The organism is Nocardia sp. NPDC006982, assembly GCF_042869435.1.
Taxonomy (GTDB): Bacteria; Actinomycetota; Actinomycetes; order Mycobacteriales; family Mycobacteriaceae; genus Nocardia.
In genome coordinates, this window is sequence record NZ_JBIAFV010000005.1 from 670,515 (window position 1) to 690,206 (window position 19,692).

The following is a 19,692-nucleotide window of genomic DNA, read 5'->3' on the forward strand; positions in this document are numbered from 1 at the left end:
ATCCGATGACAGATCGTCTGAATTCAGATAGTTTTGAACCATGAAGATTGTCATCGTGGGAGCCGGCCTGGCAGGCCCTCTGCTCGCACAGGGCCTGCACCGAGCCGGAATCACCGTCGAGCTCTACGAACGCGAAGCCGCGGACCAGCACAGCCAGGGCTATCGCATCTCCCTCGATCCGGAGGGCGACCTCGCATTGCGCAGCTGTCTACCGTCGGACCGCTACGAACGAATCCTCGCCACCGCAGGCAAGCGCGGTACAGGGGTGCGGTTCCTCGACCCGCAACTGCACGTCGTCCGAGAGATGCTGGTGCCGCCGAGGGCCGATGAGGATGTGCACGGACGGCATCTGACCGTCGACCGGCTCACACTGCGCAAGATCCTGCTCACCGGCATCGACGTGCACCACGGCGCATCCTTCCAACGCTTCGAACTGCTCGACGAGGGCCGGGTCCGGACCTACTTCGACGACGGCACGGTCACCGATGCGGATCTGCTGGTCGCCGCCGACGGCACCCATTCCCACATCCGCGCCCAATGGCTGCCGGACGCCGAGGTAGTCGATACCGGCCAAGCCGAGATCTATGGCAAGACAGCGCTGACCGACGAGATCCGCGCGCTGACACCCGACGCCGCACTGGACGGATTCAGCGTGATCGCCGGCACCGACGGCCGGTTCATGTCGCTGGCCGCGCATGAATTCGCCTCCGGCGACGGCGATGACTACGTGATGTGGGTGGTCGCCGCACCGACCGCAACGGTTCCAGCCGACCTGTCCACAATGGACAAGCAGCAACTACAGAAGATCGCCTCCGAACTGATCGCCGACTGGCCCGAGAACCTCGCCGCACTCGTGCGCCGTGCCGATCCGGAATCCGTCCACAACACGGCGATGCGGACGGCAAAACCGTTGCCGCACTGGAAAACCGGGCCCGTCACGCTGATGGGCGACGCCATCCACACCATGATCCCCGCCGGGAGCAGCGCGGGGACAGCCCTGCGCGACGCCGCCCTGCTCTGCCGCCGCATTACCGAGCGGACCGGTGCACTGCGCGACGCGGTCCACGCCTACGAAACCGAAATGCTCGACTACGGTTTCGCGATGGTGGAGCGCTCGCTGCGCAGCGCTACCTGATCCGCACTGCGGCCCATTTCGAAGGTCCACCCTCTCTTTGATCCGCAGACCAGCACCGCCCGGCACTGCTCGGGATCGGTGCTCGCGCTCAGCGCTTGCGGGTGCCGAAAATGCTGCGGCTGATCTCGCGGCCCGCGGCGGTCGCGGCCGAACGCAGGAAGCTCTTCACCGCCGGATTCTTCATGATGCGCTCGGCGGCGGATTCCTCCTCGGGGACGGCCTTCGAGCGCCCCGAAGCCGGAGCGGCCTCCGGTTCCTGTTGTGCTGCAGTAGCTTTCGCGGCCATGATCTCGTAGGCCGACTCACGATCAATGGTCTGGCCGTATTTGGCGGCCAGCGCGCTGGACAGCGCCCGCGACTTGATCTGATCCTCCCCGATGGTATCCATCAGCGAGCGCGGCGGCTGAATCCTGGTCCACGCCACGGGCGTCGGCGCGCCCTTCTCGGAGAGCACCGTCACTATCGCCTCCCCGGTGCCCAGCGAGGTGAGCGCCTGCTCCAGGTCGTAGACGCCGGTCTTCGGGTAGGTGCGCACCGTCTTGGACAGCGCCTTCTGATCGTCGGGTGTGAAGGCTCGCAGCGCGTGCTGAATGCGCGCACCCAGTTGGGAGAGGATCGGATTCGGGATATCGGTGGGCAGCTGGGTGCAGAAGAAAACGCCGACACCCTTGGACCGGATCAGCTTGACCGTCTGCTCCACCTGCTCCAGGAAAGCCTTCGAGGCATCCGCGAACAACAGGTGCGCCTCGTCGAAAATGAAGACCAGCTTGGGCTTTTCGACATCACCGACCTCGGGCAGCGTCTGGAACAGATCGGCGAGTACCCACATCAGGAAGGTCGAGAACATCACCGGCCGCGCCGCCTGCGCACCGAGTTCGAACAGCGTGATCACGCCCTGACCGCCCGCGGTGCGCAGCAGATCGGCCGGATCCAGTTCGGGCTCACCGAAGAAGGTGTCGCCGCCATCGGCCTCGAGATTCACCAGCGCGCGCAGGATCACCCCCGCGGTGGCCGCCGAAACCCCGCCGATGCCCTTGAGATCCTCCTTGCCCTCCGGACTCGTGAGATGGGTGATGACCGCGCGCAGGTCCTTCAGATCCAGCAGACCGAGACCCGCCTTATCCGCCCAGTGGAAAATCAGCCCGAGCGTCGATTCCTGAGTTTCGTTGAGCTCCAACACCTTACTGAGCAGCACCGGCCCGAATGCGGTGATGGTCGCCCGGATCGGCACCCCGCCACCGCCGGTGCCGAGCGAGACGAATTCGGTCGGATAACCGGCCGGCGCCCAGTCCGGCGCACCCGTCTCGGCGGCCCTGGCGCGGAGCTTTTCATCGGCCTGCCCCTGCTGTGCAAGCCCCGACAGGTCGCCCTTGATATCGGCGAGTACCACGGGAACCCCGGCCCGCGAAAGCTGTTCGGCGATGCCCTGCAATGTTTTCGTCTTACCGGTGCCGGTCGCACCGGCGACCAGTCCGTGCCGATTCATGGTGCGCATCGGAATCCGCACGTGCGCAGTCGAATCCACGGCGCCGTCCACGACAACCGTGCCCAATTCCAGCGCTGCTCCGTCGAACGCGTATCCGGCAGCGATCTGCTGCGCCACCGACTGTTCCGCGGCCTGCGCGGTCTTGGTCGCCGCCAACTGAACGGATTCCGCCGCGGCAGCGCTGGCGACCGCGGTCTCCGCCGTCGCGGCGGCCTTGGATTGCGCGGCCTCGGCCTGTGCCACCGCATACGCCGCATTCGGATCCGCGCTCGCGGCCGCCGCCTCCTGCTCGGCCAACTCGCGCTCGGCGGCTTCGGCCGCAGCGGCGGCTTCCGCGGCCACCCGCGCTGCCTCCTCGGCCGCCTTCCGTGCCGCGGCCGCCTTCTCCTGAGGGGTTGCCATCGCGCGTCCTCCGTCTGGTCCGCAGTGTTAGCTGTCGTGCCGAAAACGCATACGCCGATCTCCCACAAACTCTATAGCCGCCGCTCCCCCTGAGACGGCTCAACCCAGTGGTGACATGCACTCCTACGCAACCAGCACCTGGTTTCTCGCGAAGCGAGAGTGAGCATGCGCCGCGCCCCGTCTCGCATCCGAGTGGCCGAAGCGCATGCGACGCAGTCGCGAGTCTCGACCGCTCGGATGCGAGACATCAGGGGGCCGCGAACACGCGATGCCGAAGGCATCGCCAATAAATACAGCTAATGTTTGCCGGGGTGTCCGACAAATACGTGGTGTCAAATTCGACGCTTTGCACACACGGCCTACGCTGCGACAACGCGGCCGGGTGAGCCCCGTCGGCCACAACCAAACGGCTACTGTGTGTCCGGTGAGCGACAAATACGTGGTGTGGATGGATTGTGAGATGACCGGCCTGCGCCTCGACAGCGACAAGCTGATCGAGGTGGCCGCGCTCGTGACCGACAGCGACCTCAATATTCTCGGTGACGGCGTGGATATCGTCATCCACGCCGACGACGCCGCCCTGGCCGCCATGCCGCAGGTAGTCGCCGATATGCACGCACGTTCGGGCCTGACCGAGGAAGTGCGCCGCTCCACGGTCACCCTCGCCGATGCCGAAAAGCAGGTACTCGACTACATCCGCGAATACGCCCCGACCGCGGGCACGGTGCCACTGGCCGGCAATTCCATCGCAACCGACCGCGGTTTCATCGCCCGCGATATGCCCGCACTCGATGCGCATCTGCACTACCGGATGATCGATGTGAGTTCCATCAAGGAGCTGTGCCGCCGCTGGTACCCGCGCATCTACTTCGGCCAGCCGGAGAAGGGCCTGACGCACCGCGCCCTGGCCGACATCAAGGAATCCATCCGCGAGCTCGAGTACTACCGACGCACGGCCTTCGTCGCCGCCCCCGGCCCGTCGACCACAGAGATCACCGCCGTTGCGAACGAACTGAGCGGTGGCGACAAGACGGCCGAGCAAAACGCGACGTCAGAAACCGATTAGGGACTCGAGGGGTTGACACGCTAATATCGACCGCGCTGGTAATTCACCGGCGATGGTGGCTGTAGTTCAGTTGGTAGAGCACCAGGTTGTGATCCTGGCTGTCGCGGGTTCGAGTCCCGTCAGCCACCCGAAACGGGCCAGGTCGGAGCGCATCAGCTCCGACCTGGCCCGTTGTCTACTCGACAGTGTCGCTGGGTTCATATCGGCGACAGCCATTCCTTGCTCGTCGTTGCCGCCTTCAGTGCATCCGGCAACGGGTCTACACCGAGGCCGGGCCCGTCAGGCACGGTGATGTATCCGGCTACCAGCCGCAGCGGTTCGATGATGTCTCGTTCGTAATAGCGATCCGAGGCCACGATGTCCGCGGGCAACGTACAACCGGGGAGCGCCGCTATCGCCAGATTCGCCGCCTGACCGAGCCCGGTTTCCAGCATTCCACCGCAAAATGCCGGTACGCCGTGCGCCGCACAGACATCGTGCGTCGAGCGGGCCTCGAGATAGCCGCCGACACGTCCGGCTTTGATATTCACCACCGAGCACGCCCCCAGCTCGATCGCGTCGGCGGCGCCCCGGGCCGAGAGAATCGATTCGTCCAGGCAGATCGGCGTACGCAAGCGACGGGCGAGCACCACGTGATCGCGGCAGCAGTCCTCGGCAAGAGGCTGTTCCAGCATTTCGAGTCCGAACTCGTCGAGACCGGCGAGATGGTCCGCATCGGCCGATGTATAGGCGCCGTTCGCGTCGACCTGCAGCTCGAAAGCGTCACCGAAGCGCTCCCGTACCGCCCGCACCGGCGCGATATCCCATCCTGGCTCGATCTTGAGCTTGATCCGCTGGTAGCCCTGTTCCAGATATTCCGTGACGGTATCCAGCAGTTCGGGTATCTCGTCCATGATCCCGATCGAGACACCCGCGGCAACCGAGGTGCGAGTCGCGCCGAGATATCCGGCGTAAGACCGTCGTCGGGACCGCAGCCAGGCGTCGAGGATCGCCATCTCCAACGCGGCCTTGGCCATTCGATGACCACGAAACCGCGCAAGGGTGGGCGCTACATCTTCCGGGGTGAGATCGCGGCCGGCCAGCACAGGCAACAGAAACCGGCGGATGACCTCGGCGGCGCCATCGATGTACTCGGAGGAAAAACTCGGAGACGGCAGGGCTACGCACTCGCCCCAGCCCTCGGCGTCCGAGGCGACCACCCGCAGCAGGAGAATGTCACGCCACAATTCGACCCCGAACGAGGTCCGAAAGGGGCTGCGTAGCGGAAGGCCCAGCCGACGCAGCTCAACGCCCTCGAGCCTCACCTTCACAGCTTGGCATATCAGCCCCTTGCCGATAGCCGCTTACCATCACCAATTATCTGACAGATCACTGTTTCACTCCGTAGACTGCGGGCATCAGGGGAGGTGTCACCGGGACGCCACCCCGGCTGATCAGAAAGACACCAAGTTCGTGATGCGTTCCGCGGTAATCGCAGCTTTCGTCGGCACAACCCTGCTCACAGGCGCCACCGGTACCGCAACCGCGGATATCGCGATCGAACCGGGCACCGGATCCAGCACCGGTTCGAGCTCGGTCACCACCGGATCGGCCGGCGGTGTCACCACCACCGGCTCCTCGGGCACGGGCTCGGCCGGTGCCGCGATGTCCGGCTTCGAGAATCTGCTGTTCGGCGGGCCGCTGCTGTGCGCCGCGCTCGGGAGCGCCGTCGGGGCGACGCTCAGTTGCGCGTAGGCGATCGCCTAGCGATTGTCGGCGTTGCCCGCCTTCCACTCCGCCCACGGAATGTTCCAGTCACCGAGTCCGTCGATGCCCGAGAGCGTGCCGCCCACAGTGTTCTTGACGATGGTGATGTCGCCGCGCTTGGCGTTCTGCAAAACCCACAGCGCGTTCTCGGGGCTCAAATTCAGGCAGCCGTGGCTGGTATTCGAGGAACCCTGCGCACCGACCGACCACGGCGCGGAGTGAAAGAAGATGCCGGAGTAGGAAAGTCGGGTCGCGTAGTCGACCGGCGTCTTGTAGCCGTTCGGCGAACTCACCGCGACGCCATAGGTCGAGGAGTCCATGATGATGCGATCGAATCGGTCGCCGACGATGTAGATGCCGTTATCGGTGGGGGTGCTGTCCTTACCCATCGAGGTGGGCATGGTCCGCACCACCTGACCGTTCATCTCTACCGTCACCTGCTTGGTGTTGTCGTCCGCGGTGAAGATCGTCGGGTCGCCCACGGTGAAGAACGAGTGGATATTGTCCTGGCCGAACAGCCCGCTGCCGAGATCACGGCCGTAGACGTTCACATCGATGGTCACCTTGGTGCCCGGCGCCCAGAAATGCTCCGGCCGCCACCGGACCTCGCGCTTGTTCACCCAGTAGAAGGCGCCCTCGACCGGCGGCTCGGTGGTGATCTTGATCGCCTTTTGCGCGGCCATGCGGTCGGGGATGTTCTCGTCGAACTGCACGGCCACCGGCTGGCCGATGCCGACCACTTCGCCCTCGCCCGGCAGCAGATAGGGCTTGGTCTGGCTGTCCGGGGAGCTGGTGGTGAAGCTCAATACCGTGGAGTTCGCGCCACCAAGACCGATTGCGTCGGCCTTCAGCTTGTAGGTCTTGCCGTAGCCGAGTACCTCGGTGTTCTCCCAGGTCCGGCCGTCCGCGGCCAGCTTGCCACCGACCGGAACACCCTGCGGGCTGGTCAATGCCACGGTGGTGAACTTGCCGTCGTCGACCTTGAAGGTCAGCGGCACGCCCGGCGAAACTCCCATGTCACCGTCCTTGACCGGCGACAACAGCTTGGGCTTCATCAGTTCGGTGATCGGATTACGGTCGATAGCCACCGTCGAGGCGTCGGTGGCGTTGGACGACGAACACGCCGTCAAGGCCAGCGCCAACACCGCGCATACGACTACCGGTCCCGTGATCTTTCTCATCGACCGATGTCGACCCTGACCAACGTTCATTACCAACCCCGTTTCAAGTCCCGATGCAGCCAGGGCACCGACGGCTTCGGATCCAACCCGACCACGCTCCTCCCGCAACGCCACGGAGTTTGGTCCGGACCGCGCTCCAGACATTCTGCCAGCGCAACGGGCCCGGTCCAATGGAAAATCACTCCGCCACAGGCGAGTTCCACCGGTTAGATCATCCGCGCCCCGCTGGGTGTTAACACCCATCGCGAACTCTCCATCACCCCCGGTCAGAAACCGATTTCACTTCTGGGCACTCGGCCTGTTAATGTTTGTCCCGCACCGGAACACGGAGCACAGCAAGACACGCGCCATTAGCTCAATTGGCAGAGCAGCTGACTCTTAATCAGCGGGTTCGGGGTTCGAGTCCCTGATGGCGCACCGCAAGAAGCCCCTGACCATGTATTCAGGTCAGGGGCTTTCTTCGTTGCCGATGCTGGCTGCTTCTTCTTGCGGCACACCGACGAGGACGAGCTCGGGCATGACTGCGAAGACACCGTAGGCGGCGAAGCCGAGTAGGGCGATCGCGGCGAGGAGTGACTGGTTGGCGGCGGCGAACAGCAGTGCGCCGGCGACAGCGATCACGACCGAGAGCCCGTAGGTCCACCGTTCGGTGATGCGCGCGATGAGACGCGGCACCGCTTTTCCTGCAACGAACCCGAGCAGCGAGAACGGGATCATTGCGGCACGGCAGGTTGTCATTCGACTGCCGGCCGAAGTCACTTCGTGTGTTCGAACGGCACGGGCGGGCACTGCCCGTGGGTTGGGTGTGATCAGCAGGGGTGCGGTCGACGCCCTGACAGTCGCGCCTCGAGCGGTCAGTCGGCGGCAGAGGACCCGTCGGCCGGCAATTTGATTGCGGAGACGTACATTTCGAGGATCGGCCGGTAGAGGTCGAGATCGTCGAGTTGGCTGCCGAGTTCGACGGCGTCGGTGGTGGCGATGAGGACGCGCGCGAAGGTCAGCGGCGGGATCGACAGGCTGGCGCCGATGCGGTCGAGCCCCTCGGCGACGAAGGTCGCGACCGCCTGGGCGACTTCTGCTCGCTTGGCCGCAACTCGTTCTCGCGCTTCGGGGTTGCGCAGCAGGTACAGGGTGAACTCGTGCCCGAGCGCCGCTTGCCCTGCACCGCGCTCGGCGCTGAGTTGCCGCCAGCGGCGGGCGATGTCGTCGAGTTCGCGCGCGCCCACCTCGGTGACCGCCGCGATCATCTCGGAGAAGGTATCGAAGTAGCGGCGCCAGTACCGGTCGTTCACGGCCAGGAAGAGCTCTTCCTTCGTGGCGAAGTGCTTGTAGATGGCGCCCTTCGTGTAACCGGCCGCGCCGGCGATGTCGTCGAGAGTCGCTGACATGAAGCCCTTCTCGGCGAACACCGCCTCGGCGGCATCCAAGAGCAACGACCGCGTGTGTTCGAGACGCCGCTCCATCGTCCACCGTTCCACCATGCCATTCAGCTTATCAAGAGAATTCCAGAAATCGACCAGTTACTGAGATACTCATTGGTATATTGACTGGGCCGCACGTCGATCCGCTCCTCGCGGTCGGCGGATGCGCGAGCGGATGTACTGCAACGATCCAGAAGGAGGCGGTGCCATGAGTGCTCCGTCGTACAGGACGATCGAGTCCTCCGTCGTCACAGAGTCGGCCGCCGGCGTGGCGTCGCTGGGCGGTCAGGTCCAGCGCACGTCGAAGCCGGTGCGGGTCTGGGCGGTGATCGGTGGTTTGATCCTGGCTTTTCAGCTGTATGTGTGGATCCGGTGGGTGACGGGCCCGCATTTCGAGCGGGTGCCGCAAGGGCCGAGTGATCCGCCGACGTTGATGAAGGCGGTCCTCATGACGTGGACGGTGGTGATCATCGTCGGTCTGCCGGTCGGTCTCTACTACTTCATCGTCCGGCCGTGGCGGCGGGAGCGGCGCATCACCCTCGACGGCATGCTGCTGGTGTCCTGCGGGCTGCTGTGGTTCCAGGATCCGCTGCTGAACTACTTCAACACGTGGAGCACGTACAACACGTGGATGTGGAATATGGGCTCGTGGGTGCCGTACGTCCCGGGCTGGCGGTCGTATGCAGAGCCGGGTCACATGATGGCCGAGCCGATCCTGATGAACGCGCCGGGCTACTCCTACGGCGTGCTGCTGTGCACGATCCTGGGTTGCTGGATCATGCGCCGCGCCAAAGCGTTCTGGCCGAGGATCAACAATTACGGGCTGATCGGCGTGCTGATCGCGTGGACGTTCATCTTCGACTTCGTCATCGAGGGCCTGTTCCTCATGCCGATGGGGCTGTTCACCTATCCCGGCGCCATCAAATCCCTGTCGATCAATGCCGGCACCTACTACCAGTGGCCGCTGTACGAAGGGCTGATGTGGGGCGGTGTGCAGGCCGGTCTGTGCTCGCTGCGCTACTTCACCGACGACCGGGGCCGGACCTTCGTCGAACGCGGATTGGACCGGGTCCGAGGCGGATTCGTCAAGCAACAGGCCACGCGTTTCCTGGCGATCTTCGCGGCGTGCAGCATGTTCTTCTTCGTGTTCTACAACATTCCCGCGCAGTGGTTCGGCATGCACGCCGAGTCCTGGCCCGAGGACATCCAGAAGCGTTCGTACTTCGACATGGGTATCTGCGGTGAGGGGACCGGGCGGCTGTGTCCCGACCCGGTGCTCCCGATACCCGGCAAGGACACCGGCTACATCGATCCCGACGGCCGCCTCGTGCTGCCCGAAGGCAAAGAGCTGCCGAAAATCGTTCCGTTCGATCGGGGAAACTGATGACGCTGACCAACAACCGTCCCGCCCGCATCGCTGTCGAGACGCCGTTCTACAAGGCGGTCGGAGACGAAGTCGAGGTCTTCCGCGCGGCGGCGCGCCGCGGGCTGCCGGTATTGCTGAAGGGCCCGACCGGATGCGGGAAGACGCGGTTCGTGGAGGCCATGGCCGCCGAGATCGGCCGTGAGCTGATAACCGTTGCGGGACATGAGGATATGACGTCGGCCGACCTGGTGGGCCGGTTCCTGCTCGAGGGCGGCGAGACGGTGTGGGTGGACGGGCCCTTGACCCGCGCCGTGCGGGCGGGGGCGATCTTCTACCTCGACGAGGTGGTGGAGGCACGCCAGGACACCACGGTGGTCATCCATCCGCTCGCCGATCACCGCCGCGAACTCCCGGTCGACCGGCTCGGCACGACACTGCCTGCGGCGCCGGGATTCCAGCTCGTGATCTCCTACAACCCGGGCTATCAGAGCGTGCTGAAGAACCTCAAGGAGTCGACCCGGCAGCGGTTCGTCGCCATCGAACTCGGATTCCCGCCCGCCGAGATCGAGACCGAGGTGGTCGCCCACGAAGCCGGGATCGACGAGGAGACCGCGCGGGCGCTGGTCACCCTCGGCAACGCCATCCGGAACCTGGATGGTTCACCGCTGCGAGAGGTTTCGTCCACCCGGATGCTGATCCTCGCCGGTGGCCTGGTCGCGGAGGGGCTGAGCCTGCGCAGCGCCGTGCAGTCGGCGGTCGTGCAGGCGCTGTCCGACGATCACGAGGTCGTCCGAGCGCTCGGCGAACTCGTCGATGCCGTCCTGCCCCGATCATGACGGGCGATACCGACGGCCTCGACCGGTTCCGGCTGCTCGCCACCTTCCTCGCCGGCCGGGCGGTGGAGGTCGCACCGGCACCGGCCGGGGTCGCGGCGCACACCAACGGCCAGGCCATATTCGTCACGGCGGGTTCCGTCGCCGAGCAGCGCCGCGAGATGGTGGTCCAGGCCGCGCTGCTCGGTGCCGGGAGCCTGGATCAGCGCCTGGTGAAATCGTTGCGGACGCGTCCCGCGGTCGCGCGCCGGTACCTCGCTCTCGAAGGTCGTCGCGTCCTCGCTCGGCTCGCCGATCGGGTTCCACTCGCCGCCGAACTGAACGTCGTTGCGGGAGTGGGCACCTCGACCGCCGACGACTCGCTCGACGTGGCCCGCGGGCGTGAGCCGGTGGCCGATCCGCCGGAGTGGTTCGGGGTCATCAAACCCTCCCGTCTGCTGGCGACGGTCGACGGAGCCGGCGCTCGGCCCACGGACCGGGAACTGCGCCTGGAATTCGATCCTCTCGACCTGCCCGAGGCCGACGACGAGGGCGATGCCGAGCAGTCCGGAGAAAGCAAGATCGCGAAGCTGTTCGAGAATCCGCTGTTCAGCTCGCGCACCCTGATGGACTTCTTCCGCAAGCAACTCGGCAGCACGCGCGCGGCCGGGGACGGGCCCGCCGGTGCCGAGGCGCCGGTGCGGGCGGCGCGACGCGCGCGCATAGTCGGCGCGCAGGCGAGGCCGCTGCCCACCCGGATCCGTTTCACCGACGACGGAAAACCTGGCGCCGCTGTCGGCGTGGGCGGGGCGCTGTATCCGGAATGGGATGTCCACCACAACCGGTATCGCCCGGAGTGGTGCCGCGTGATCGACTTCCCGTTCACCGCCGACGCCGATCTCGCCGCCGCCGGGGTCCCGCCCGACGACGTACTGCGCCGCCGCCTAGCCCGGGTCGGCTTGGGACCCAAGGCACTTCGTGGCCGTCCCGACGGAGACGAACTCGACCTCGAGGCGCTCATCGACCTGTTCGTCGACCTGCGCTCGGGCTACTCACCGCCCGAGCACGTCTACCGCGAACACCGCAAGATCGCCCGCGATCTCGGCGTCCTCATCCTGCTCGACGCCTCCGGTTCGGCCGCCGACACCGACCCCGACGGCCTCGCCGTCCACGACCACCAGCGCCGCGCGGCCGCCACACTGGCGGTCACCCTCGAAGAACTCGGCGACCGTGTCGCGGTCTACGCCTTCCGCTCCGACGGCCGGCACGCGGTGCATCTCCCGGCGATCAAAACGTTCGGGCAACGCTTCAGCGCCGTCGGGCGAGCCCGGCTCAACCAACTCCAGCCCGCCAGTTACACCCGCCTCGGCGCCGGCATCCGCGGCGCCGGGGAGATCCTCAAAACCCAAGCGGGAACCCAGAATCGGCTACTAGTCGTGCTGTCGGACGGGTTCCCCTACGACGACGGCTACGAAGGTCGCTACGCCGAGGCCGACGCGGACAAGGCCCTCGAAGAACTCCGCGGCGACGGCGTCGGATGCCTGTGCCTGTCCCTCGGCGTACACGCCGACACCGAGGCACTGGCCCGTGTCTTCGGCTCCGCCGGCTACGCCGCCGCCACCACCCTCGCCCAACTGAGCCCGCGCATGGACGAGCTGTTCCTCGCCTCGCTACGCGAACTCAGCGCACCGAAACCGGTGCCCCGGTAACACATCGGCCGAACCCAGGGAATCGACCGACGATGGACGTCCTACCGTCGGAGTACACCGGGCAGGCACGCGGCGTGGTCTCAGCAGATGATGCGATCACTCGGGCGCATCGGCACATCCTGCGATGCCGCCTGGTCGTGGTGGCCCACCACCTGGACGAGGTCGTGGTTCTGGCCGGAGGATGGCTGTTCGACCGCACAATGACCGGCTGGGACATCTCGGCCCTGATCACACACCCGAGCGATCCCGTCCCGCTACGCATGCTCGGCGCCGAGGTCATCGACCTCGCGACGATGCCCCCCTCCGCACACCTCCCGACCCCGCAGGCCCTGGCCGTCGTCGGCGACGAGCGCACCCTCGACGAACCCGTACACCGCTGGATCGTGGAATGCCTCCTGGACACCGGCCACCCCGAACTGAGTCTCTGGGGCGATGTCCATCACCCCGTCCTGCTGGCACGCACCGAACCGGCACAGCACCAGCCCAGCCGTGCCGCTCTGGCATTCAGAGCCCACGCTCTCGCCACCGGCCACAGCGGTCCCGCCGCCGGCGCCCCGCAATCACGCATCGAGTCGTTCCGCGTCGCCGGCCGGTCACGACCGACGACAGCCGAACACCCTAGGACCCTTCCCCACTGACGAGCAACACCACCCGACCGCCGGAAAGGACAGCACCATGACCACCGAACACACTCCGGCACACCCCGAGCGCCGCCACTACCACTTCGACCGGCACACCCCGCACTACCGCTCCCGATTCCAGGCCATCACCGAGGACATGCACGCCACCTGCCCCCTGGCATGGACCGACACCTACGGCGGACACTGGGTCGCCGCCGGAAACCGCGAAGTCTTCGAACTCGCCCGCAGCCCGCATGTCTCCAACGACCGCGACGTCCACGGACGACGCCGCGGATACCAAGGCATCACCATCCCCACCGGCACCCAGGCGATCCCCATGCGCAGCGGCATCCTGGAGATGGACGACCCCGAACACCGGCTGTTCCGGTCGGTGCTCAACCCGTATCTGTCTCCCCGAGCGGTCAGCCGGTGGCTGCCGTTCATCGACGACCTGGTGCGCGCCTGCCTCGACGAGAAGATCGAAACCGGGCACATCGACTTCGTCGACGACCTCGCCAACATCGTGCCCGCCGTCCTCACCCTCGCCATCCTCGGCATCCCCCTGACGAAATGGTCGGTCTACAACGAACCCGCACACGCCTCGGTCTACACCCCACCCGACTCACCCGACATGCCGCGAGTGACCGAAATGAACAGGGTGATGGGCATGGACCTGCTGGCCAACCTGCACGAGATCCGCGAACATCCCCGCCCCGGACTGATCGACGCGTTGGCCACCATGCGGATCGACGGCGAGCGACCCGAGGACATCGACCTCCTCGGTATCCTGGCGCTGCTGATCGGCGGCGGGTTCGACACCACCACAGCCCTGACCGCGCACGCCCTGGAATGGCTCTGCGAGCACCCCGACGACCGCGACAGACTCTCCCGCGAGCGCGACACACTCCTGGACCCGGCGACCGAGGAATTCCTGCGCTACTTCACCCCCGCCCCCGGCGACGGCCGAACCATCTCCGCCGACTGCCACATCGCCGGCCAGCACCTCGTAGAAGGAGAACGGCTATGGCTGTCCTGGGCCATGGCCAACCGCGACGCCACCGCCTTCCCCGACCCCCACACCGTCATCCTCGACCGGAAACACAACCGCCACTTCAGCTTCGGGCTCGGCATCCACCGCTGCATCGGCTCCAACGTCGCCCGCGTCGTGTTCAAACGCATGCTCGTCGCCGTCCTCGACCGCATGCCCGACTACACCTGCGACCCCGCCGGCACCGTCCACTACGACACCATCGGCATCATCCAAGGAATGCGCAAACTCCCCGCCACCTTCACCCCAGGGACCGCGCCTGGGTGCCGACCTGGACGACACCCTCGACACACTGCAACGCATGTGCGACGAACAACGCCTCGCCGCCCCGGCCACACCCGCAACGTAACCGGCTCTATCGACCGACCGCGTGAGCGGATTCTCCCGAGAGCCAACCACCGTCGGCGGCCGGCTCGACGTTCGCCATCACCAACTGCAGGTACGACCGATACAGCTCGCCGTCGATCCGACCGGCCAGGGTGACACCCTCGTGCGTGGCAATCAGCAGCCGCGCCAACGCGGACTCGGACTTCCGCAGCCTGCCACCCACGTGAGCGAGATGCTCAGCGATATAGCCGGCCAGCGAACGCGCCGTCTGCTCCCGCTGAGCCGCCACCTGCACCCGCGCCTGCGGATTCCGCGGCAGGAACAAACCCAGCGCGGCGCGGTCGGGACCGCTGCCCGGCCCGGTGGGTCCCGCCGCCCATGACCGGAGGTCCCACCGTCCCCGCCGCCGGAGCATTGACGGGAACTCTTGATCAGCGGGTTCGGGGTTCGAGTCCCTGATGGCGCACAACAGCAAAATCCCCCGTCGGAGACAGAACCTCCGGCGGGGGATTTTTCGTTTCATCGATCGGGCTGCGCACGGCCATCGAGGCGGTAACGCCGGGTGTGTTGTTCGTCACCCGGTCCGCCACGCGGAGGCAGCGCGGTCAGCCGACCCAGGGCGGGTTGATGACGGTTCCGTCGGGCAGTTCACCCTGGAATCCGACCGGGACCGTCACGACGAGCACGGCCGGCTCGGCGGCCGAATTCGTCAGGGCGATCATCGAATTCGCGGGCGCCACCGCGGCGTCACCGGCCACCAGCGCCTCCGCCTGGCCATCGATCGTGATCGTCACCGCTCCCTGGATCACCACGAATGCCTCCTCGCGCAACACCTTGTGCGGCACGCCTTCCGTCTCGGCCGACACCTGGATCTGCCAGACGCAGAGTTCGGCGCTGCCGGTGCCGGGGCGGATGTAGGAGGTGAATCGGGTGCCGTGCATTTCGTGGACTTCGGCATCGGCGGCGCGGGTTACTGGCATGTCTTAACTCCTTCATTTGGTCAAGCAGGTTGACTATATAGTCAAGCAACTTGCCTATCTGTGTCAAGATGGCAGTCATGTCGAATCCGAAACCCGCTTCGACCCTGCGGCCCGGCCAGGATCTCGCGCTGCTGCTGCTCGCCGCAGGGGCGGCTGCCACCGACGCCATTCACGCCGGGGTGGTCGCGGCCGGGTTCGCCGATGTACGGCCGACGCACGGGTTCGCATTCGTGCGGCTGTCACCGAACGGGGCGACGGTCGGCGAGTTGGCCGAACATCTGGGAGTGACCAAACAGGCGGCCAGTCAGTTGGTGGACGAACTCGTGCGCAAGGGTTACGCCGAGCGCAACGCACATCCGGACGACGCGCGCGCACGGTTGATCACACTGACCGCGAAGGGGTGGGCCTGCACGCGCGCAGCCGATGCCGCAGCGGCCGAATTCGCCGACCAGTGGGCGTCCGTTTTGGGAGATTCCGCGGTGGCCCAATTGCGTAACAGTTTGACCCGCGTGGTTGCCCCCGGAAGGGTCCGTCCGGCCTCTTGGTGACCAAATCGAGACAAAGTGGCCTGCGTTACTCTGAAATTTCCGTGAGCTGCGTCACATAAGGTTTGACAGCAAACTCCCAGCATAGATGGGGTTTCAAGGAGCCCGACCTGGGCTTTCCAAGATCGGCAACCCCTGCCATTCACTATTCGTTCATGTTGCGTTAACCGACCGTGACCAAGCTGAGATCAGGTCGCAAGCAGACCTACAGTTTGGTTACACCGTGGAGCGATCCACACACAGTCGGAAAACGGCCGCAACGGCAGACGAGTTTTACCCGCCGCGGTCGCTGGAGATATCAGCGGCACCACGACCGCAATCTCCCCGCTCGACTGCGGCACCCGCCGGGAACCGACCCCGGGTGGCTTACACCGCGTCGCGCGCCAGGGCTCGCCTGGCCTTCACAACAAAACCCGAAAACAGCATACGGAACCGATTCAGGCGGGCTTCCCACCGGGTGCCCCGTCGGAGATCCGCGCTGCCTCAACCGGGCCGGATCCCCTCTCTGGACACGATCAAGGAACTGATTTCGAAATGCTCGACAAACGCCTCACCTCTTTCCGCCGCCTATCGCTGCGTGACAGTGTCACCCTCGCTGTGGCCGCGGCCGGTCTTATCGCCGTCGGCACCTCCTCCGTAGTCGCGCTGGCCGACGACAGCGTTCCGTCGCGCATTGCCATGGTCGCCGAGGAGCAGCCCGCCCCGGCTGCCGCCCCCGCTGCCGCGCCGGCGGTCGATGCGGTGGCCACGCCGGTCGATGCCCCGCTCGTCCCCGGTCTGCCCGCGCTGCCGGAACTGCCGCCGGTCCCCGGCCTGCCCCTGCCGCCGCCCCCGGCCCCGGTCTACGAGGACAACCTCGACGGCTGGATCCACCACGCCCTCGACATCATGGCGGCGAACGGCATCCCGGGTAGCTACAACGGCATCTACCGCAACATCATGCGCGAATCGGGCGGCAACCCCCAGGCCATCAACCTCTGGGACTCCAACGCCGCCGCCGGTATCCCGTCCAAGGGTCTGCTCCAGGTGATCGACCCGACCTTCAACGCCTACCACGTCGAAGGCACCGCCTGGGACATCTGGGACCCGGTCGCCAACATCACCGCGGCCTGCAACTACGCGGCCCACCGCTACGGCTCGATGGATAACGTCAACTCGGCGTACTGATCCACGACTTCGCGAACAATGCCTCCCCGCCCGATGGCGGGGAGGCATTGTCGTATGTATGGTCGACCAGGCCCGACCACCACCGATGCGGATTCCGCCATGACCGATTACGCCCACTCCGACCATGCGTCGAAGAGCCGCGCCGAGAAGGCGCGCCGCCTCGCCACCTTTATCTGGGATCGCGGCATCACCGGAACGGAACTGCTGGATATGCCTGCGGCGGTCCGCCGGAAGCTGGCGCGCGCGGCCGAGACGAATCCGCCGAGCACCGACGAGACGTGGACGACAGTGGCGAAGCTACTCGACGAGAAGGACACCTGGGCCGCTCGGCATCCGAATCACCCTGCCGCACAGCGTAATAACAGCGACGAGAAGCTGCTGTGGGTGAAGCCGCCGATCACCCCGTGGTGATTCAGTAGCCGAGTTCGGACTCGGTCTCGGCCTCGACGACCACCTTGTCGGCCAGCGAGCGCAGCGCCCGCGCCTCGGCGGGCGTCATCGGATCGACGAAGATCCGCCGCACCAGTTCGACATGGTTCGGGGCCGCCTTCTCGAGCACCTTGCGTCCCTCGGGGGTGAGTTCGACCAGAATCCCCCTGGCGTCGTCCTCGGCCGGTCGCCGGTCGACGAGTCCGCGAGCGGCCATGCGCGCCAAGTGTTTCGAGAGCCTGCTCTTCTCCCAGCAGACCTCGGCGGCCAATTCCTTGGCGCGCAGACAGCCGCCGGGTGCGCCCGACAACGGCACCAGGAGTTCGTAGTCTGCGGCGGACAGGCCGTCCTGGGCCAGACCGGCCGATAGCGCCCCATCCAGGCGCTGGCGCAGCCGGATGAAGGCCTGCCAGGTCTGCTGCTCGTCATCGCTCAACCAACGCACCACGGGAATGATCCTAACCAGCGATTGGTTGACATGGACACAAACTACTCAGGAGGTGCCCATGCCGGCCATCACCGTCCCCGACATCATGGTGCTGCCGCGACTCCCTCGCCCCACGGATTCGACGCGGGAACGCAAGGTGAGCAGCATCAGCACCGCACACCAGCAGCGCGAAGGCGCGGGCTTCGAGGTGCGCAGGCCGTTCCCGAGCATGGATCTGCGCTCGGCCGATCCGTTCATCCTGCTCGACCAGATGGGTCCGGTCGCCTATGAGCCGTACGAGGCCAAGGGCGCGCCGTGGCATCCGCATCGCGGCTTCGAGACCGTCACCTACGTCATGGACGGCACCATGGTCCATCACGATTCCAATGGCGGCGGTGGCGTCATCAGCGAGGGCGATACCCAGTGGATGACGGCGGGTTCCGGCATTCTGCACGATGAACTGCCCGCCGAGGAATTGGTCATCGCGGGCGGCTGGTTCCACGGCATCCAACTGTGGGTCAATCTGCCGCGCGCGCAGAAGATGGCCGCACCGCGCTATCAGGATCTGCGCGGCAGTGAATTGACGCTGGTCAGTTCGCACGACGGTGGCGCACTGGTGCGCATTATCGCCGGCGAGATGGGCGGCTTCGAGGGTCCGGGTTCGACCTATACCCCGATCGCCTACGCACACGCCTCGCTCACCCCGGGCGGCCAGCTGGAAACCCCATGGCCGCAACGGTTTACCGCGATGGCATATGTCCTGTCCGGCACCGGAACGGTGGGCGCCGACCGCCGGCCGATCAGCGAAGGCCAACTCGCGGTATTCGGCCCCGGCGACTCGATCACCGTCGCCGCGGATGCATTGCAACACAACCGAACCGGCGACCTGGAGGTACTGCTGCTCGGTGGCCTGCCGATCAAAGAGCCTGTGGTGCAATACGGTCCGTTCGTCATGAACACCCGCGCCGAAATCATCCAGGCCATGGCGGATTACCAGGCCGGACGCATGGGCAATATCCCGGCCGAACATCTGGCGGGTAGGCGTTTGGGCGAATAACGAACGAAGGGGCGTTGTCCCCTAATGCCCCTAATTGTTTTGCTGCGCGGTTGACAAGTACGCGGCCCGTCACAACAGTGGATGCGGCGTCTCCCCCTGGACGCTACTCCACCGCAGCACACAAACAGAGGAATATATGAACGTTCGCCGGCTCACCGTCAGCGTTGCCGCCGCGGGACTCGCCTTCCTAGCGGCGCCCGCAGCCCTGGCCGATGTCCCTACCGGTTCCGCGGGAACAGGCTCATCCGCCATCGATACCGGATCGGCCGCGACCGGTTCGGCAGGCATGTCCCAGACCGGCTCGGCCGGTGGCGCATTCGCCAATTGCGACGAGGCCCGCGCGGCGGGTCGGGCACCGCTGTTCCGCGGGGAACCGGGCTACGGCCCGCATTTGGATCCGGACGGCGACGGTTTCGCCTGCCCGACGGTCTGATAGTCCTGAACGTAGAACACCCGGTGTGCTGGCCACACCGGGTGTTCTACGTTTTAGGCTCAGCGGAAGATCTTAACCAGCACCAACCCGACGACCACCGCGGCCGCGCCGATCAGGCTGTACTTCACCTTCGGCTGGTTGAGCTTCGCCAGCACCATGTGCTTGGTGTCATCGGCGATGCGCTGCGGATCGGCCCGTACGGCGATTTCGTCGAGCGTGCTCGCGAGCCGTGTCCGTGCGGCCTCGATCTCCCGTTCGATCCGCTCGGTATCCCTAGCCACGTATATCCTCCTGTATTCAATATGCCGCGAACCGCGCTGCCGACGAGTCTAGCC

At 66.0% G+C, this 19,692-nt stretch carries 21 protein-coding genes, 2 tRNA genes and 1 pseudogene; 15 read left to right on the forward strand and 9 right to left on the reverse strand.

Features of this window, described 5'->3' with window-relative positions:
* Window positions 1-40: 40 nt before the first annotated feature.
* Entirely contained in the window at window positions 41-1,135 is a 1,095-nt protein-coding gene (locus tag ACFYOW_RS23840; RefSeq protein WP_387291270.1) for an FAD-dependent oxidoreductase, read from the forward strand.
* Window positions 1,136-1,223: 88 nt separating this feature from the next.
* Here ACFYOW_RS23840 and ACFYOW_RS23845 read toward each other — a convergent pair whose 3' ends face one another.
* The gene (locus ACFYOW_RS23845) at window positions 1,224-3,023 is read right to left on the reverse strand and encodes a helicase HerA-like domain-containing protein (protein ID WP_387291272.1); all 1,800 of its coding nucleotides are present in this window, start codon (window positions 3,021-3,023) and stop codon (window positions 1,224-1,226) included.
* 424 nt (window positions 3,024-3,447) lie between these two features.
* Here ACFYOW_RS23845 and orn point away from each other — a divergent pair, with 424 nt between their 5' ends.
* Window positions 3,448-4,089, forward strand: coding sequence for an oligoribonuclease (gene orn, locus ACFYOW_RS23850; protein ID WP_387291274.1), 642 nt, complete (start codon window positions 3,448-3,450; stop codon window positions 4,087-4,089).
* 55 nt (window positions 4,090-4,144) lie between these two features.
* Window positions 4,145-4,217: transfer RNA gene (locus tag ACFYOW_RS23855), tRNA-His, on the forward strand.
* A 69-nt stretch (window positions 4,218-4,286) separates the two neighbouring features.
* On the opposite strand, the gene menC is transcribed toward ACFYOW_RS23855, so the two are convergent.
* Window positions 4,287-5,393 (reverse strand): o-succinylbenzoate synthase, encoded by a 1,107-nt coding sequence (menC, locus tag ACFYOW_RS23860; protein ID WP_387291276.1) that lies wholly within the window; start codon window positions 5,391-5,393, stop codon window positions 4,287-4,289.
* A gap of 151 nt (window positions 5,394-5,544) precedes the next feature.
* On the opposite strand from menC, the gene ACFYOW_RS23865 reads away from it, so the two are divergent.
* Window positions 5,545-5,823 carry a hypothetical protein gene (locus tag ACFYOW_RS23865; RefSeq protein WP_387291278.1) on the forward strand — a complete coding sequence of 93 codons (279 nt, stop codon included), beginning with the start codon at window positions 5,545-5,547 and terminating at the stop codon, window positions 5,821-5,823.
* A gap of 8 nt (window positions 5,824-5,831) precedes the next feature.
* Here the strand turns inward: ACFYOW_RS23865 and ACFYOW_RS23870 are convergent, their stop codons facing one another.
* Window positions 5,832-7,046 (reverse strand): Ig-like domain-containing protein, encoded by a 1,215-nt coding sequence (locus ACFYOW_RS23870; protein ID WP_387291280.1) that lies wholly within the window; start codon window positions 7,044-7,046, stop codon window positions 5,832-5,834.
* A 314-nt stretch (window positions 7,047-7,360) separates the two neighbouring features.
* Between ACFYOW_RS23870 and ACFYOW_RS23875 the strand changes: the two genes are divergently transcribed.
* Window positions 7,361-7,433, forward strand: a tRNA-Lys gene (locus ACFYOW_RS23875).
* A gap of 30 nt (window positions 7,434-7,463) precedes the next feature.
* Here ACFYOW_RS23875 and ACFYOW_RS23880 read toward each other — a convergent pair.
* Together ACFYOW_RS23880 and ACFYOW_RS23885 are read right to left on the reverse strand one after the other, a co-directional pair.
* A complete protein-coding gene (locus tag ACFYOW_RS23880) occupies window positions 7,464-7,733 on the reverse strand; it encodes a hypothetical protein (RefSeq protein ID WP_387291282.1) in 270 nt (89 codons plus the stop codon).
* A 137-nt stretch (window positions 7,734-7,870) separates the two neighbouring features.
* The gene (locus ACFYOW_RS23885; RefSeq protein ID WP_387291283.1) at window positions 7,871-8,497 is read right to left on the reverse strand and encodes a TetR/AcrR family transcriptional regulator; all 627 of its coding nucleotides are present in this window, start codon (window positions 8,495-8,497) and stop codon (window positions 7,871-7,873) included.
* 148 nt (window positions 8,498-8,645) lie between these two features.
* Here ACFYOW_RS23885 and ACFYOW_RS23890 point away from each other — a divergent pair, with 148 nt between their 5' ends.
* The 5 genes and pseudogenes from ACFYOW_RS23890 to ACFYOW_RS23910 all read left to right on the forward strand — a co-directional run bounded on the left by ACFYOW_RS23890 (window position 8,646) and on the right by ACFYOW_RS23910 (window position 14,341).
* The gene (locus ACFYOW_RS23890; RefSeq protein WP_387291285.1) at window positions 8,646-9,821 is read left to right on the forward strand and encodes a spirocyclase AveC family protein; all 1,176 of its coding nucleotides are present in this window, start codon (window positions 8,646-8,648) and stop codon (window positions 9,819-9,821) included.
* A complete protein-coding gene (locus ACFYOW_RS23895; protein WP_387291286.1) occupies window positions 9,821-10,639 on the forward strand; it encodes a CbbQ/NirQ/NorQ/GpvN family protein in 819 nt (272 codons plus the stop codon). Before ACFYOW_RS23890 ends, ACFYOW_RS23895 begins: the two co-directional genes overlap by 1 nt.
* On the forward strand, window positions 10,636-12,324 hold the full coding sequence (locus ACFYOW_RS23900) for a nitric oxide reductase activation protein NorD (protein ID WP_387291288.1): 1,689 nt from the start codon (window positions 10,636-10,638) through the stop codon (window positions 12,322-12,324). Before ACFYOW_RS23895 ends, ACFYOW_RS23900 begins: the two co-directional genes overlap by 4 nt.
* A gap of 32 nt (window positions 12,325-12,356) precedes the next feature.
* Complete coding sequence (locus tag ACFYOW_RS23905) at window positions 12,357-12,962, forward strand: hypothetical protein (RefSeq protein WP_387291290.1); 606 nt, start codon at window positions 12,357-12,359, stop codon at window positions 12,960-12,962.
* A gap of 37 nt (window positions 12,963-12,999) precedes the next feature.
* Window positions 13,000-14,341, forward strand: a pseudogene (locus ACFYOW_RS23910) (cytochrome P450).
* Between the two features lie 6 nt (window positions 14,342-14,347).
* Here the strand turns inward: ACFYOW_RS23910 and ACFYOW_RS23915 are convergent.
* Together ACFYOW_RS23915 and ACFYOW_RS23920 are read right to left on the reverse strand one after the other, a co-directional pair.
* Window positions 14,348-14,734, reverse strand: coding sequence for a hypothetical protein (locus tag ACFYOW_RS23915; protein ID WP_387291292.1), 387 nt, complete (start codon window positions 14,732-14,734; stop codon window positions 14,348-14,350).
* Between the two features lie 190 nt (window positions 14,735-14,924).
* The gene (locus ACFYOW_RS23920; protein WP_387291293.1) at window positions 14,925-15,299 is read right to left on the reverse strand and encodes a cupin domain-containing protein; all 375 of its coding nucleotides are present in this window, start codon (window positions 15,297-15,299) and stop codon (window positions 14,925-14,927) included.
* A 77-nt stretch (window positions 15,300-15,376) separates the two neighbouring features.
* Between ACFYOW_RS23920 and ACFYOW_RS23925 the strand changes: the two genes are divergently transcribed.
* The 3 genes from ACFYOW_RS23925 (at window position 15,377) to ACFYOW_RS23935 (ending at window position 17,422) form a co-directional block, all read left to right on the forward strand.
* Window positions 15,377-15,847, forward strand: coding sequence for a MarR family winged helix-turn-helix transcriptional regulator (locus ACFYOW_RS23925; RefSeq protein ID WP_387291295.1), 471 nt, complete (start codon window positions 15,377-15,379; stop codon window positions 15,845-15,847).
* Window positions 15,848-16,378: 531 nt separating this feature from the next.
* A complete protein-coding gene (locus ACFYOW_RS23930) occupies window positions 16,379-17,011 on the forward strand; it encodes a transglycosylase SLT domain-containing protein (protein WP_387291297.1) in 633 nt (210 codons plus the stop codon).
* A 99-nt stretch (window positions 17,012-17,110) separates the two neighbouring features.
* Window positions 17,111-17,422: a hypothetical protein gene (locus tag ACFYOW_RS23935; RefSeq protein ID WP_040687518.1), complete on the forward strand. Its 312-nt coding sequence runs from the start codon at window positions 17,111-17,113 to the stop codon at window positions 17,420-17,422.
* Window position 17,423: 1 nt separating this feature from the next.
* Here the strand turns inward: ACFYOW_RS23935 and ACFYOW_RS23940 are convergent, their stop codons facing one another.
* Entirely contained in the window at window positions 17,424-17,888 is a 465-nt protein-coding gene (locus ACFYOW_RS23940; RefSeq protein ID WP_387291300.1) for a MarR family winged helix-turn-helix transcriptional regulator, read from the reverse strand.
* Window positions 17,889-17,946: 58 nt separating this feature from the next.
* Between ACFYOW_RS23940 and ACFYOW_RS23945 the strand changes: the two genes are divergently transcribed.
* Both ACFYOW_RS23945 and ACFYOW_RS23950 read left to right on the forward strand, forming a co-directional pair.
* Complete coding sequence (locus tag ACFYOW_RS23945) at window positions 17,947-18,924, forward strand: pirin family protein (protein WP_387291302.1); 978 nt, start codon at window positions 17,947-17,949, stop codon at window positions 18,922-18,924.
* Window positions 18,925-19,060: 136 nt separating this feature from the next.
* Window positions 19,061-19,357: an excalibur calcium-binding domain-containing protein gene (locus tag ACFYOW_RS23950; RefSeq protein ID WP_040687515.1), complete on the forward strand. Its 297-nt coding sequence runs from the start codon at window positions 19,061-19,063 to the stop codon at window positions 19,355-19,357.
* A gap of 59 nt (window positions 19,358-19,416) precedes the next feature.
* On the opposite strand, the gene ACFYOW_RS23955 is transcribed toward ACFYOW_RS23950, so the two are convergent.
* A complete protein-coding gene (locus tag ACFYOW_RS23955; protein WP_040687513.1) occupies window positions 19,417-19,638 on the reverse strand; it encodes a DUF3618 domain-containing protein in 222 nt (73 codons plus the stop codon).
* Window positions 19,639-19,692: the final 54 nt, after the last annotated feature.